The sequence below is a fragment of the Campylobacter concisus genome (genome assembly GCF_902460545.1).
In the GTDB taxonomy this organism is placed as follows: Bacteria; Campylobacterota; Campylobacteria; order Campylobacterales; family Campylobacteraceae; genus Campylobacter_A; species Campylobacter_A concisus_AE.
Map to the genome: position 1 here is coordinate 202,804 of NZ_CABPUE010000007.1, position 14,294 is coordinate 217,097.

The window sequence follows — 14,294 nt, forward strand, 5'->3', positions numbered from 1 at the left end:
ACTAGCTACTATAAAAAGTATGGTAGAGCTTTTATAAACTTAGAAATATAAATTAGAAAACTTCTTATAGAATTCAAAAATATGCTAAAAGTTACTACTCTAAATTGCTAGCTATGCTAAGACTTTCTAGAGTTTTAACATTTTAAAATTTTTGTCAAAACGCCTTATTATCAATCTAACAGCTTTGCTTATCGCCTAGCTCGCACGCTTTTTTTCGCATTTGCTTTGCCTTTTTCGCGTCTTTTTTTACTTGCTCGTATCTGTTTTCGTTAAAATTTCCCTCATACAGCCACGCCACTCTCGCGCAGCCGCCTACGTAGCCTAGCTTACACGAGTGCTCGTAATACTCCATCATCTCGCCTATATCGCCTCCCGTTCGCTCTATCATCCAGCCCACGTTGTAGCATCCCGGAGCGTATTTTTTATTGCATAGGGTATTGTTTATCGCAAACGACTGCACCTCGTCGCCCAGCTCTTCTTGCATGAAATTAGCTAGTGCCAAGCAACCGGGCAAATAATCGTAAAGGATGCAGCTAGCCTTGTAATACGCGCTAATCTTATTCTCGCGCTCGCTCTTATCCGCGGCTTTTACTAGGTTGTTTTTATAAAGTTCGCCCAGATAAAAGCAGCCCTCGCCGTCTCCTTTGGCGCAGGCTAGGCTAAATAGCCCCTCCGCCGCACCGTAGTCTTGCTTTAAGTTAGCAGCTACCATACCCGCTTGCACGCACTCTTTGGTGGCGTTTAGGTCGTGGTTTTTGCATTTTTTAAGCTTTTCTAGCGTATCTGCGGCTAGCAATGGCGAAAGGCCGGGCTCGCTAGCGAATAAATTTAACGCTACAAAGAGCGCAAATAATAAGATTTTCATTTTTATCTTTTAAATTTACCTAACCCCGCGCTTTGGCGATGCAAGCGGCGACGGCCTGCATCAAGGCGCCGCGAAATCCGCCGTTTTCAAGCGCGGCAAGTCCCTCGATAGTGGTTCCCGCCGGCGAGCAGACCTCGTCTTTTAGCGCGGCCGGGTGCTTGCCGCTTTGGATCAGACGCACCGTTCCTTCTACGGCTGTGCAGACGGCGTCGTAGCAAAGCTGCCTAGGTAGTCCGCCCCGCACGCCCGCATCGGCCGCAGCCTCGATAAAGGCGCACGCATACGCAGGCAGGCTTCCTGCGATACCCGTAAATGCGGCAAACCCGGCCTCGTCTATCTCGTAAATTTTGCCTATTTTAGCGATTATCTCGCGCACGGTCTCTTTCTTAGGCTCGCTAAATCCGGCGTCAAAGCAAAGAGCCGTGGCCGACGCTCCGATACTAGCCGCGACGTTCGACATCGCGCGAGCGATATAAACGCGCTCGCCTACGATTTGCCTAGCGCGCTTTATGTCAAAACCCGGCGCCAAAAGAAGCAAAATTTTGTCCACAAGCTCGGGTGCGATCAGACGCAAGATAGTCTCGTAGCTAGCGGGTTTAGTAGCCAGTACGATCGCGTCCGCTTCGCGCGTTAGATCCGTTTCGTTCGCGGCTATTTTTACGCTAAATCTCTGCCGCAAAGCCTCGTTTTTGCTTCTGGCGCAGGCTAGGATTTCAAATTTCACCTTTTTTTCGCATTCATGCAGGCTCGGGGCTTTATCCGTTTGCGCTAAATTTTCCGCCCCACGCGCCTCGCTGCGGCCGCTGGATTTTCGCTCGTCCTCGGCCGAGTTTCGCACTGTGCCGGCCTCGTTAGATTGCGCTCGCCAAAGCGCCTCTATCATCGCGCCGCCCATATTTCCGCCGCCGATGAAGCCTATTTTTACGTTTTTCATTTCGCCGCCTTTTTTAGAGTGCCGATTTTGACCGCTTTGCCAGCGATCGCCTCGCGTACCGCCGCGCTATCCGCCCAGATCGCGCCCGTGACCTGCCCCGGCGCCAAGGTATAAACGCCGCCCGTCTGCGCCTCGTCGCTAGCCTTAAAGTCGTTGCCCGCGACCAGCTCATAAACGTCCTTCGTGTCGTTTTCAAATTTGATCGCCACTTTTAGCGTCGGATCCATTTTCTGTTTCGCCGCGCCCGCGTACTGCTCGAGTATGTTTTTACTAAGCTTGCCGTAGACGTCGCCGTCTTGGCTTAGATATATCCGCACGGCGCGCTTATCCGAGTTTTTGCCGCCCTTTTCGCCCTTGCCGACGCTAACGCTCATCTCATAGGCGGTTTCTCCTGTCGGGAAGTCCTTAAATTTAGCGTCCGGGACGAAAACCCGCACGTTGTCCGTTACCGTTTTCGTAACGTACGTCTGCGGCGTTATATCCGTTAGCACGATCGTGGATTTCACGTCCGAGCTTTTATCCGAAATAAGCATGGAGATCGGTACGCGAGTAAGCAGCGTCGTCTCGTAGCAGCCGCTAAAAATAAACGCGGCGGCGAGAGTGAAGATAAATTTTAGTTTTTTCATCGGTTTCCTTTAAATTTTCACCGATTCTAGCATAAACTAAACATTTTTGTATTGATTACATTAAAAGCAAAAATAGAAAAGTGAGTATGGTATTTTAAAGCATAAATAGTTTTAAGATTGATAAATTTTAAATGAGAGAGAATGGCTCTATTTCGTCTTGAACAAAGCCAACTTAAATAAATAATGCAAAAAAAGTATGAGAAATTTATATAAATTTATTTGCTGTTTTTAGAGTTTAATTATTAGCCCCTTTACAAAGGGGCTAGATGACAAATTTTGATTAGAGTTTTGCTTTTCTTTTGCGCTCTGTTGGGTCTAAATAGCGCTTGCGAACGCGGATATTTATAGGTGTAACCTCGACTAACTCGTCATCTTCTATCCACTCTAGCGCGCGCTCAAGGCTTAGCTTTCTAGGTGGCACAAGCTTGATCGCATCGTCGCTACCGCTAGCACGCACGTTTGTTAGGTTTTTACCCTTGATAGGATTTACGTCAAGGTCGTTTGGACGGCTGTGCTCGCCGATGATCATGCCCACATAGACTTTTGCTTGCGGATCAAGGAAAAGCACACCACGATCTTGTAAGTTAAATAGCGAATAAGCAAGCGTTACGCCGTTTTCCATCGAAACTAAAGCACCATTTGTTCTGTGCTCGACGGTACCGCTAAGTGGTCTAAACTCCAAAAAGCTGTGGTTCATAACGCCCTCGCCCTTTGTGTCAGTTAAAAACTGACTTCTAAAGCCGATAAGGCCGCGCGCTGGAATCTCAAACTCGATCCTTGTTTGGCCGTCGCCTGTTGGGTTCATAGAGACCATTTCAGCTTTTCTTTTACCTAGTTTTTCTATGACAGTGCCTGTCGTATCATCAGGTGCATCGATAACCAAAAGCTCGTATGGTTCGCATTTTACACCGTTTATCTCTTTTACGATGACCTCAGGTCTGCCAAGTAAAAACTCATAGCCCTCGCGGCGCATATTTTCAGCCAAAATAGTAATCTGAAGCTCACCACGGCCACTTACTTTAAATTTGCCCTCGCCGATATTTTCGTATTTCATCGCGATATTTGTCTTCATCTCGTTTGCAAGGCGCTCATCTATCTTATTTGATGTGACGTGTTTGCCCTCAGTACCTGCCAATGGGCCGTCATTTACAGAAAATACAACGCTAAGTGTTGGCTCTTCGATGTGAAGGGGATCAAGCGGATGAGGATTGTTTGGATCAACGACGCTATCGCCAACGTCAAGCGCATCAAAACCAGCGATCGCTACGATGTCGCCAGTACCAGCTTCGTTAATATCGGTTCTTTCAAGACCCATAAAGCCGATGAGTTTTGAAATTCTACCAGTTGTCTTTATGCCATCAGCCTTTGCGAGCATAACGTTTTGGTTTTTAGCTATCTTGCCGTTAAAAATCCTCGCAATGCCGATCTTGCCGACGTAGTTGTCATAATCAAGTGTGAAAACTTGAAGCTGAAGTGGGTTCTCGTCGCTACCACTTGGAGCTGGTACGTGAGCTAGGATAGTCTCAAAAAGTGGCTGCATATCTTTGTTTTCATCGCTTAGTTTTAGCTTTGCGTAGCCATTTTTAGCAGCGGCATAAACGACTGGAAATTCTAGCTGCTCGTCATTTGCATCAAGTGCGACAAAAAGGTCAAAAATTTCATTTATAACGCGGTCTGGATCGCCTGCTGGCTTATCTATCTTATTTACGACGACGATTGGGCGAAGCCCTAGTGAAAGTGCTTTTTTGACGACGAATTTAGTTTGCGGCATAACACCCTCTTGCGCATCGACAAGTAGCAAAACGCCATCAACCATCTTAAGAACACGCTCTACCTCGCCACCAAAGTCGGCGTGGCCTGGGGTGTCGATGATGTTGATCTTTGTATCTTTGTAGCGAATGGCAGTATTTTTAGAAAGAATCGTGATGCCACGCTCTCTTTCGATGTCGTTGCTATCCATTACACGCTCGCCAAGGTTTTGATGCTCATTAAATGTTCCTGACTGTTTCAAAAGCTCATCAACCATTGTTGTTTTACCGTGGTCGACGTGTGCGATAACGGCTATATTTCGTATCTTTTCCAAATTTTTCTCCGTTTATTAGTTTGCTATTTTTCGTTTGTCAGTTTTAAAATAGGGGCAGATTATAGCTAAATTTTTATAAATTTTAAGCTGATATCAAGAAATTAATTTTTGGAATAGATTTTGCATGTTTGGCATTAAGTTTAAAAATTTGAAAGGTTTAAATGCAAGCTTATACAGCGAAAAATAACGTAGATTTGCTGGCTCCTGCTGGAGGTAAAAAGCCCTCTGTTTCTAAAAAATCTCAAAATAATGACGAATTTTTATCGATGGTTTTAGATGCAGCTGCGAGTAAGGCAAATAGCGGCCAAAAAATCACTGAAAAAGATGTCAAAGAGATAGCAAAAACGGTTACAACTCAAAAAGAGACATTGCAAAAAGCACAAAGCGAAAGCGTGGCAAAAATTTCAACTGCACTTGAAGAAAATTTGGACGAAAATACAAAAAATGAGCTCTATGAAAATGCAAATTTCATGCAGCTTTTGCAAGTTTTAGAAATTCTAAATGGCAATGAAAAAGTAAGTAAATTTCCAAATTTCAGCGACAAAATAGCAAATTTCTTAAGCGTGCCTGAAAACGTTGAAGAGCTTAGCAACGTTAAAAGCGTTAGCGATCTTATCGACCTTGCTAAGAAATTTGATCTTGGCCTTGAAAATATAGAAATTTCAAATGAAGATGTGTCAAAACTAAATGAGATGTTTAAAAATTTGGGCAAGCAGGAATTTTTCACGCCGATAAAGACTGAGGACAAGCCTTTTTACCTAAAAGAGCTAAAAAACGAGGTCGAGCAAACCATCATCAAAAATGAACCAAAAGAGGTCGTAAAGCTTGATACCTTACTAAAAGAGGTAGTGGCAAATCCAACTAGCGAAGTTAAAAATTTAGTAAAAGAAGAGCCTAAAAAGCTAGATAGCGAAGTAAAGCTTGATGATGAGATAGTGGATGTTGAGCCGGACGAACAGCCTAAAGTAAAGGTAAATTTACACGAGCAAAAGGCGCAAAAAGCTCCAACTCTTGAGTCGCTACTCTTTCCTGAAAGAGAACAACAAAAAAATGAGAATTTAGAGAGCAAAGAGACATTTAACAGCGATAATAAATTAGAACTAAATCAAATGGTAAAAGATATCGCTAGTAGTGCTAAACACCAGCTTCAAACAAAGACTGAGATAAAAGAGACGCTTAGTAACTTCTCTTCTACATTAAAAGAGCAGGTGCAAAATTACAAAGCTCCGATCACTCGTTTTAACATAACGCTTAATCCACTAAATTTAGGCGAAGTTGAGATCACAATGGTAAATCGCGGCAATAACTTACATGTAAATTTTAACTCAACCACGGCTACGATGAACCTCTTTTTACAAAACCAAGCTGAGTTTAAAAACAGCCTTGTAAATATGGGATTTACCGAGCTTGAGATGAATTTCTCAGATCAAAACCAAAGACAAGATAAAAAAGAACAAGCAAAGAATAAATATAGCTCAAATCAAAACGATGAGAGCGAAAACACTCAAGCGGAACAAAGCTTGCTTGAGCTAGTAATACCAAGATATATTTAGGAGAGATCATGGCTTCAGTTTCAGATATAACTACACAAACAACACAACAAAAAAACGCCGAGAAAAAGGCAAAAGCAAAGCAAGATGCAGCAGCTGGTACAGGAACTAACCCAAATGCGCAGCTAGATAAAGATGCATTTATGAAGCTACTTTTAACAGAGCTTCAGTATCAAGACCCAACAAGTCCTATGGATACTGAAAAGATGCTTACGCAAACTAGTCAGCTAGCTTCACTAGAGATGCAACAAAATACAAACTCAGCTATGAAAGAGCTTGTAAATCAGTTAAAATCAAATGCAAATGCCTACGCCATATCAGCTCTTGGCAAAATGGTCTCAACTGGTTCAAACTCAGTTTTACTAACAGATGAGCAAAAAACTGTAAATTTTGCACTTTATTTTAAATCAGACCTTGCAAATGGTAAGCTTGAAATTAAAAATGCAAATGGAGAGGTCGTTCGTTCAATCGATATAAAAGATCTAAAGTCAGGAGTTCGCAGAATATCTTGGGATGGCAAAGATGATTCTGGAAAACAATTACCAAACGGCGCATATACAGTTTCTGTTAATTACACTGGAAAAGATGGTAATTCATACAAGACTCAAGTAGGTAGCTATCCGGTTGAGGCAGTAAAATTTGTAGACGGCAAAGCCATGATAAAAATCGCAGGCGAATATGTTCCAATGGATAAAATATCTGAATTTTACGAAGGATAAAAGCCATGATGAGAGGTTTTTACAACGGAATTAGTGGTATTAAAACACAAAGCTTTGGCATGGATGTTTGGGCAAATAATATCTCAAATATCAACAACGTAGGTTTTAAAGCTTCAATCCCTGAGTTTAAAAATTTAATCAATCAACATATGGCTTCCGCTGGAAGTGGTCCAACTAACAATCAAGTAGGTCTTGGGACTACAAAACAAACGACAGCTTTAAAGATGACAAATGGTAGTTTTCAAAATACCGATAATAACTTCGACCTGGCCATAGGTGGTAAAGGCTTTTTTGGTGTCGTTGATAAAAATGGCAAAAACTACTACACAAGAACAGGTAGCTTTGATATAGATGGGGCTGGAAATTTAGTAGATAATAAAGGCAACTTGCTTCTTGGTACTTTAACAAGTTTTACTCCAGTCACCCCAAGTGCTAATGCTCTTAGAAAATATGGTCAAACAAAAGGTACCACGCAGGCATTTACTGCAAAAGAAGAGGATCTAAAACTAGGCGATACTGGCTCACAAAAAGGCATAAATTTACCTCATTTTTTATATATGCCAGCCAAGCAAACAAAAAATATAAATTTAAAAGGTAACCTAGACTCAAGCCTTATAACAGATAAGCGAACAACAGCCATTGATGCGGCAAATTTTAATTATACACTCGATAATACAAATAAAACTATCTCACTAAATGGGCAAATCCCGCTAAGTCAGACAAGATTTGGTGCAAAAGCAGGTGACAGCGTGGTGGTAAAAGTAAAAGACGGTGATGGTAAATTTAGTGAGTTTTCAACCACACTAGAGAGCGATGGCAGCTGGCATATAAACAATAAAAGCCTAAAATTTATGGATTTTGCTAATTTAGATGTGAAGGCTGAAGTTACGTCACTAGTTGAAGTGGCCAATAAAGAAAAACTAAGTTCAGAGATATATAACAGTGATGGTACAAAGAGCTTAGTGACTATAAATTTTACAAAGCAAATCCCTCAAGGTGGTGATCAAACTATTTGGAATGCAACAGCTACGATAACCGATGCAAATGGTGCTGTACAAAATACAGCCATGGGGTCGCTTACATTTAATGGTAGCGGTAGACTTGTGGCAAATACGCTAACAAGTGTTGGATATGTGGCTTTAAATTTTCTTGGCAATGGTGATGAAAATATTTATAATGGCATAACAAGCTCAGCCAATGTCAAAAAAGACTTCGTTATAAAAGCAGATGGCTACGCCGAAGGAAATCTCTCAAAATACAGCGTCGATGACCGTGGTAATATCATGGCAAATTTTGACAATTCTCGCTCACTTATCGTGGCAAAAGTAGCACTTTATCACTTCCAAAACGACCAAGGTGTGGCAAAAGTTGGTGATAATCTCTATGAAGCAACTCCAAATTCAGGCGAAGCATTTTTTTACAAAAATAAAGCTGGTGAGACCATTTATGGTTCACAAATTCTTTCAAATAAACTTGAAATGAGTAACGTCGATCTTGGTCAAGCGCTAAGTGAGGTTATCGTTACGCAAAAGGCTTATGAGGCTAGTGCAAAAAGTATCACAACAAGTGATGAGATGATCCAAACTGCTATTCAGATGAAGAAATAATTTTTATACTAGTTGATGATTAAAAATTTAAATATCAATGATAATTTTAAGAATAGAGTTTGACTTCGTTTATCAAAAACTCATAAACTCTTTGCTGAACTAAAATTTCTTCCTCGCAGCCACTCATCAAGCGACGAAGGTGAGAAAAATCTATCTTTTTGGCGTATCTTTTGTGATCTTTTAGGTCTTTATCAATGCTTAAAAGTAGTGCATCAAGTGTGATCCTATCGTTTCTTTTAACTCTGGCTACATACTCTTTAACAGTTTGGATCAAAAAGTCTTTTCTTGTTTGGTCATTTTCATAAATTTCATTTGTAATGTCATTTAAAACAAAAAAATCATCTTCGTCTGGGTCAAATTTAGCAGAGATCATAGCGGCAAAAATTTTGGCACGAAATTCTAAAGATTTGTGATGATAGATAAAAAAATCTCTAAAAGCTGATAAAAAACGAAGTTTAAACTTTCCAGACATTACTCTACTTTTTATGAAATTTGGGCTGATTATATACTTTTAAAGCTAAATTTTTAAAAATGTAACTATAAAACAAAATTTAAGTATAGTTTCTGTATGATTGCGAAGCTCCTTCTTAGACCTGTGCAATGCTTTTTATGAGCACCGCTTCAGGGTGGGAACACAGCAGAGCACTTGTATTAAGTGTGTGCCGCAGTCATCTGAGAGGGGGTCTTTCTAAACCAAAATGCTCATTAAAATCATCGCAAATTTCTAGAAAATCCACTCCATCAATCTTAGGTTTTTCACTAAAAAATTTATACATATTATTAAAGCCATCAGTTAGCTCTTTTGACTTGACGCCGTAGCTTATAGAAATTCCAGCTTCAATGTAGGCTGAGAGCTTGTCACAGTATTTTAGCGCTTTGCCGTCGATCGGGTTAAATTTATCCTCATTTACGTTTTCCATAGTCCCTTCGTGGCAGATGATCTTGCGCTCATAAGTTCTATTTTCAAACTCATCTTTGATAAATTTCTCGCCATCTTTTCTGATACCAAGGATGTAGCTAAACTCGTCTTTGATTTTTTCAGGCACAAATGGCAAAATCCTCTCATCAATAAGCCTCATCTCATACTCGCTGATGATCTCATTTAGCCCCTTTACACCGTACTTTACAGGGCTTATGATATCTCTTGTGAGGCTCTCTGGTAAGTCGTGAAATAGTGCACAAAAGAAGTTATTTTCTAGGCGTCTTTTGCAAGCTTTTGCTTTTAGTGAGTAAAAATAACTAAGTATCGCAACTACTAGCATATGTCCTAAGACCGCAGTTTCTGGAATGCGAGGCGTTTGTGCCCAGCGTTTTTGAAACCTTAGCCTGCCACTTAGATCAACAAGGCGGGCTAATTTTTGATTCATAGCGATCTTTCTAACGCCAATTAGCTCGTAATAATCCTCCATCTCCTCTTCAACCTTAGCTTTAAGCTCGTCGATGTCGCTTAAAAACTGGCTCGTTTGATAGACGATAGAAAATTCCCACCTAGTGGCAAGATAGCTAGCTGCTTTTAGGATGAGGCGTTCTTTTTCATGCTTTTTATCACTTTTAAAATAACTTTTAAATCTCTCTAAAAACTCCCCATCTTCAATATCTGAAATAAGGCTATCAAGATTACTTAAAACCCAGCTATTTATCTGCTCTTTTTTTGTCTTTTGTATGTGATGAAATACATCTGGTCGTATGTCAGTGACTACAACCCTACTTAAAAACTCAAAAATTCCAGCCTCAATGATATAGTTCATATCGGCGTCTTGCTCTTGTTTTGCTATGAAATAAGCGATGATAAATTTATGAGCTTGCTTATCAAGCTCGACTAAATTTGTCATCTTTGGATAGTCGTTCCAACGTGATATAGATGCTGCTTTAAAGATATGTTCTATAAGCTTAGCACTTATCATTATTTATCCTTTTTGACTACTTTTGGCTTCTTATCATCGGCATAGCTTATCTTTCTAAAGCCTTCTTTGTTTGAGCTTCTTCTTGGCTTGTCATCTTTTTTAAATTTATCATCTCTGCTGCCTCTGCTACCACGATCACTTGTACTTCGTCTCTCACGTGGCTTATCGCTAAAGCTTCTCTCCCTACTTTTTGGAGTAAATTCTTTTTCCTCAGCTGGCTTTCTTACGACTAGATCAGAGCTGATCTCGATAACTGTATGGACATTTCCACGTGGATTAAAGTCGCCAACTATTTTCATAAATTTTGGCTCAAGTTTTTTTTCTAAAACAGAGTAAATTTCATTTATACTATCTTCATGGCTGATGTTTCGGTTCATAAAACTATTTATATAAAGCTTTATCGCTTTTAGCTCAACAACTAGCTTATTTGGAATATACTCAAGGTATATGGTCGCAAAGTCAGGATAACCAGAGCGAGGGCAAAGGCAGCAAAACTCAGGCAGAGTGATCTTTATGACATAGTCCCTTGTTTGCTTATTTTCCCAGACCTCAAGGTCACTCTCTACGTCAAATTCTTTTAAAATTTTCTCGCCGTATTTCATATCTTCGCTCATTTTTTATCCTTTTTTCTTTTAAATATCCAAGTGCTTAACGTCTTTTGCGTGGTCTTGGATGTAGTTTCTTCTTGGCTCGACCTCATCGCCCATAAAGAGATTAAACGTATCAGAAGCGCTTATAGCGTCGTTTATATCTATCTTTAAAAGTCTTCTGTTCTCAGGGTTCATCGTAGTCTCCCAAAGCTGCTCAGGGTTCATCTCACCAAGACCTTTGTAGCGCTGAATATATGCGCCTTTTTTCGCATTTTTCTCTACTTCATCAAGCACGTCGATAACGTCACTATGTAAGTCTAGGCCGCGCTCTTTTATCTTTTGGCTGATATAAAGTGCCTCTTCGTAAAGTGGATTTGTGAATAAATTTTCATTTACTACAAGCTCTTCTAGGCCACTTTCAGTTTGCACATAAATTCTAACCTCATCTTCGCTAACGTAGTGGTTTAGTATATTGTGACCCTCAGCTTTTAAGAAATTCTTTAAAATTTCAAAAATTTCATTGTAGCTTTTTGAGACAATGTCTGGATTTTCTATCATATAGCGGATCGCTGAAAGGACGTTAAAGCGTTTTTCAAGCTCTTTTAATACGCTTCTATAAGCTGCAACGATCTTTAAGAAATCAATTAGATCTGCACTACCGATACCCTCTATATCAACGCCCTCGATACCAGTTTCGATAAGAAATTCATTTAGTGCCTTTTCATCTTTTAGATAAATTTCTTTTTTGCCTTTTTTATAGCGGTAAAGTGGCGGCTGAGCTAGGTAAATGTGGCCATTTTCTACAACTTTATTTAAAAATCTAAAAAAGAATGTTAAAAGAAGCGTCTGGATGTGACTACCATCGACGTCGGCGTCGGTCATAATGATGATCTTATGATATCTAAGCTTCTCAGCGTCAAATTCATCTCCGATGCCACATCCTAGCGCTGTTATCATATTTTTTATCTCATCGGATTTTAAAATTTTATCTAGTCTTGCCTTTTCAACGTTTAGAATTTTACCCTTAAGCGGTAATATCGCTTGAAAAACTCTATCACGTCCTTGCTTTGCAGAACCGCCCGCAGAGTCGCCCTCCACTAGATATAGCTCGCTAATTACTGGGTCTTTGCTTTGACAATCAGCTAGTTTGCCAGGTAGTGTGCCTACGCTCATGCTCTCTTTTTTGCGAGTTAGATCCCTAGCTTTTTTAGCCGCTTCTCTACCACGAGCTGCCATTAGGGCTTTATCCATTATCGCTCTTGCTTCGATAGGATTTTCTTCAAAATACTTTGTAAGCACGTCAAAAACCATCTTTTGAACGATAGGTTTTACGTAGCTTGAGCCTAGTTTGCCCTTTGTTTGTCCCTCAAACTGCGGCTCTGGCACTTTTACGCTCACAACTGCGATAAGTCCCTCGCGGATATCTTCGCCAGTTATCTTTGTATCTTTTTCACGTGCAGCAGCATTTGCTTGAACGTAGTTTGTGATAACTCTTGTAAGGCCTGCTCTAAATCCAGCCTCGTGTGTACCACCATCTGGAGTTTTGATGTTATTTACAAAACTTAGTAAATTTTCACTATAGGTGTCGTTGTAAAGTAGTGCAAAATCAACCATAACATCATCTTCGCCACCGCTAAATGATACTGCTTTACTGACAGCATTTGCCTTGTTCATATCAGTTACAAAGCTCTCAAGTCCGCCCTCAAAATGAAAGCTCTCACTTCTGCCATTTCTTTGATCTTTAAAATTTATAGTTATCTTTGGGTTTAGATAGGCTAGCTCGCGAAATCTTTTTACTAAAATTTCATCATCAAATTCAGTCACTTCAAATATACTATCATCTGGCCAAAACTCGACTTGTGTGCCTGTACGGTTTGTAGTTTTTATAACTTCAAGATCGCTTTGTGGGATACCTTTTGCAAATTCTTGTCTATGAAGTTTTCCATCACGCTTGATATTTACGACTAGCTTTTTAGAAAGGGCATTTACGACAGATACACCAACACCGTGAAGACCGCCAGAGACCTTATAAGTGTCCTTGTCAAATTTACCACCAGCGTGAAGCACAGTTAGAACAACAGTCGCAGCTGAAATTTTTTCAGTTGGGTGCATATCCACTGGGATACCACGGCCATTATCGCTGATGATCGCTGAGCCCTCGCGTGTAAGCTCAACGTCTATCGTATCACAGTATCCTGCCATCGCTTCGTCGATAGAATTATCAACGACTTCGTAGATCATATGGTGAAGACCACTTATGTTAGTATCACCTATATACATGCCTGGGCGCTTCCTGACCGCCTCAAGCCCTTTTAGTACTTTAATATTTTCTGCGCCGTAATTATTTTCCATAATCTTGCCTTATCTTATAAATTTATCGGCATTATTACTGTTGTTAATTCTTTTGAATTTACAACAAATGCTAGTGAGCTTTCATTAAATCCAAGCTCAAAATTTTCATCCTCGATACTACTTAAAAAGTCAAGTAGATATCTATTTTTTATACCTATGAAAAATTCATCTCCAAGCTCTAAACCAGTTTGATAATCTATCGTAGTTTTTGCTTCAGAGTTATCTTCTATAACACTTTCAAATGTTATATTGTCTTTTGCAAAGGATATTTTCATTGTATCACTTAGCATTGAAATAGTTTTTATACCCTCTATCATCTTATCTCTACTTAGCTGAAGTCTTTTTCTAACCTCTTTTGGTATGACACGCTCATAGTCTGGAAATTTACCATTTATAAGTTTTGTGAAAAATTCAAAATTTTGACTTTGAGCGATTAAGATATTTTCATCATAGTAAATTTCTATCTTGTCAAAAAATAATTTTTGTATTTCATTGATAGCTTTTTTAGGGATTATAAGTGAAAATTCTTTTTCAGTTGGTGTTTGAAATCTAAATACACTAAGTCTTCTTGTGTCAGTTCCGACGATATTTATAAAGTCTTTTTTAATATCAAGAAAAGCTCCGTTTAGTTCAAATTTTGGGTTATTACTATCAATACTTGGTAAAATTTTCTTTAAACTTCTTCCTAACATAACAGCATCAACATCAAATTTTGATTTACCATCAATTGTTGGAAATTCTGGGAAATCTTCAAATTTATACATCGGAAGTTTATATTTTGAGTTTTTTTGTTTTATATAAAGATAGTTGTTTACAGTTTCTAACATCACTTCTTCGTCTTTTAGACTTTTTATAATGTCAAGTAATTTTTTACCATTTGCAGTTGCGTAACCTTCATCAACGATTTTTACATTACTTAGCTTATATGCTAGACCTATTTCATGATCAGTTGCTTTTATGTTTAAAACACCATCTTTTGCTGAGATATAAATGTGAGAAGTTATAGCACTAAGATCTCTTTTTTCAAGATATGGATTTGTATTTGTTACTATACTTTCAAGCAT

12 protein-coding genes and 1 other RNA gene are annotated in these 14,294 nt (G+C 39.5%); 4 read left to right on the forward strand and 9 right to left on the reverse strand.

Translation table 11 applies throughout. The features are described 5' to 3' along the window. Window positions 1-175 precede the first annotated feature (175 nt). The 4 genes from FZ949_RS06265 to typA all read right to left on the reverse strand — a co-directional run bounded on the left by FZ949_RS06265 (window position 176) and on the right by typA (window position 4,508). Window positions 176-865 carry a tetratricopeptide repeat protein gene (locus tag FZ949_RS06265; RefSeq protein WP_148790242.1) on the reverse strand — a complete coding sequence of 230 codons (690 nt, stop codon included), beginning with the start codon at window positions 863-865 and terminating at the stop codon, window positions 176-178. A gap of 19 nt (window positions 866-884) precedes the next feature. Then, window positions 885-1,799, reverse strand: a complete 915-nt coding sequence (proC, locus tag FZ949_RS06270) for a pyrroline-5-carboxylate reductase (protein ID WP_148790243.1) — start codon at window positions 1,797-1,799, stop codon at window positions 885-887. Continuing rightward, window positions 1,796-2,236 (reverse strand): ubiquitin family protein, encoded by a 441-nt coding sequence (locus FZ949_RS06275; protein ID WP_262367787.1) that lies wholly within the window; start codon window positions 2,234-2,236, stop codon window positions 1,796-1,798. Before FZ949_RS06275 ends, proC begins: the two co-directional genes overlap by 4 nt. A 469-nt stretch (window positions 2,237-2,705) precedes the next feature. After that, window positions 2,706-4,508, reverse strand: a complete 1,803-nt coding sequence (gene typA, locus FZ949_RS06280) for a translational GTPase TypA (protein ID WP_148790245.1) — start codon at window positions 4,506-4,508, stop codon at window positions 2,706-2,708. A 161-nt stretch (window positions 4,509-4,669) separates the two neighbouring features. On the opposite strand from typA, the gene fliK reads away from it, so the two are divergent. Genes fliK through FZ949_RS06295 form a run of 3 tightly spaced genes read left to right on the forward strand, consistent with a single transcriptional unit; the run spans window position 4,670 to window position 8,384 of the window. Further along, the gene (fliK, locus tag FZ949_RS06285; protein ID WP_148790246.1) at window positions 4,670-6,061 is read left to right on the forward strand and encodes a flagellar hook-length control protein FliK; all 1,392 of its coding nucleotides are present in this window, start codon (window positions 4,670-4,672) and stop codon (window positions 6,059-6,061) included. Window positions 6,062-6,069: 8 nt separating this feature from the next. After that, a complete protein-coding gene (locus FZ949_RS06290) occupies window positions 6,070-6,777 on the forward strand; it encodes a flagellar basal body rod modification protein (protein ID WP_021090228.1) in 708 nt (235 codons plus the stop codon). Between the two features lie 8 nt (window positions 6,778-6,785). Continuing rightward, window positions 6,786-8,384: a flagellar hook protein FlgE gene (locus FZ949_RS06295; RefSeq protein ID WP_148790247.1), complete on the forward strand. Its 1,599-nt coding sequence runs from the start codon at window positions 6,786-6,788 to the stop codon at window positions 8,382-8,384. Window positions 8,385-8,430: 46 nt separating this feature from the next. Here FZ949_RS06295 and FZ949_RS06300 read toward each other — a convergent pair whose 3' ends face one another. Next, entirely contained in the window at window positions 8,431-8,856 is a 426-nt protein-coding gene (locus FZ949_RS06300) for a hypothetical protein (protein WP_072595304.1), read from the reverse strand. A 112-nt stretch (window positions 8,857-8,968) separates the two neighbouring features. Here FZ949_RS06300 and ffs point away from each other — a divergent pair. Next, window positions 8,969-9,066: signal recognition particle sRNA small type (gene ffs, locus FZ949_RS06305), an RNA gene on the forward strand. Here the strand turns inward: ffs and FZ949_RS06310 are convergent. Genes FZ949_RS06310 through dnaN form a run of 4 tightly spaced genes read right to left on the reverse strand, consistent with a single transcriptional unit; the run spans window position 9,053 to window position 14,294 of the window. Beyond that, window positions 9,053-10,288: an HD domain-containing protein gene (locus FZ949_RS06310; RefSeq protein ID WP_148790248.1), complete on the reverse strand. Its 1,236-nt coding sequence runs from the start codon at window positions 10,286-10,288 to the stop codon at window positions 9,053-9,055. The two genes, ffs and FZ949_RS06310, sit on opposite strands and share 14 nt — an antisense overlap. Continuing rightward, entirely contained in the window at window positions 10,288-10,902 is a 615-nt protein-coding gene (gene queF / locus FZ949_RS06315; protein WP_258033410.1) for a preQ(1) synthase, read from the reverse strand. The genes FZ949_RS06310 and queF overlap by 1 nt, the downstream gene beginning before the upstream one ends. An 18-nt stretch (window positions 10,903-10,920) precedes the next feature. Next, on the reverse strand, window positions 10,921-13,230 hold the full coding sequence (gene gyrB, locus FZ949_RS06320) for a DNA topoisomerase (ATP-hydrolyzing) subunit B (protein ID WP_103580289.1): 2,310 nt from the start codon (window positions 13,228-13,230) through the stop codon (window positions 10,921-10,923). 14 nt (window positions 13,231-13,244) lie between these two features. Continuing rightward, window positions 13,245-14,294, reverse strand: a complete 1,050-nt coding sequence (dnaN, locus tag FZ949_RS06325; protein ID WP_148790249.1) for a DNA polymerase III subunit beta — start codon at window positions 14,292-14,294, stop codon at window positions 13,245-13,247.

Excerpts from the sequence above, each read along its gene's own strand:
- FZ949_RS06265 (WP_148790242.1), bottom strand. The coding sequence starts at position 865 with ATGAAAATCTTATTATTTGCGCTCTTTGTAGCGTTAAATTTATTCGCT.
- proC (WP_148790243.1), bottom strand. The coding sequence starts at position 1,799 with ATGAAAAACGTAAAAATAGGCTTCATCGGCGGCGGAAATATGGGCGGC.
- fliK (WP_148790246.1), top strand. The coding sequence starts at position 4,670 with ATGCAAGCTTATACAGCGAAAAATAACGTAGATTTGCTGGCTCCTGCT.
- FZ949_RS06290 (WP_021090228.1), top strand. The coding sequence starts at position 6,070 with ATGGCTTCAGTTTCAGATATAACTACACAAACAACACAACAAAAAAAC.
- FZ949_RS06295 (WP_148790247.1), top strand. The coding sequence starts at position 6,786 with ATGAGAGGTTTTTACAACGGAATTAGTGGTATTAAAACACAAAGCTTT.
- FZ949_RS06300 (WP_072595304.1), bottom strand. The coding sequence starts at position 8,856 with ATGTCTGGAAAGTTTAAACTTCGTTTTTTATCAGCTTTTAGAGATTTT.
- FZ949_RS06310 (WP_148790248.1), bottom strand. The coding sequence starts at position 10,288 with ATGATAAGTGCTAAGCTTATAGAACATATCTTTAAAGCAGCATCTATA.
- queF (WP_258033410.1), bottom strand. The coding sequence starts at position 10,902 with ATGAGCGAAGATATGAAATACGGCGAGAAAATTTTAAAAGAATTTGAC.
- gyrB (WP_103580289.1), bottom strand. The coding sequence starts at position 13,230 with ATGGAAAATAATTACGGCGCAGAAAATATTAAAGTACTAAAAGGGCTT.
- dnaN (WP_148790249.1), bottom strand. The coding sequence starts at position 14,294 with ATGCTTGAAAGTATAGTAACAAATACAAATCCATATCTTGAAAAAAGA.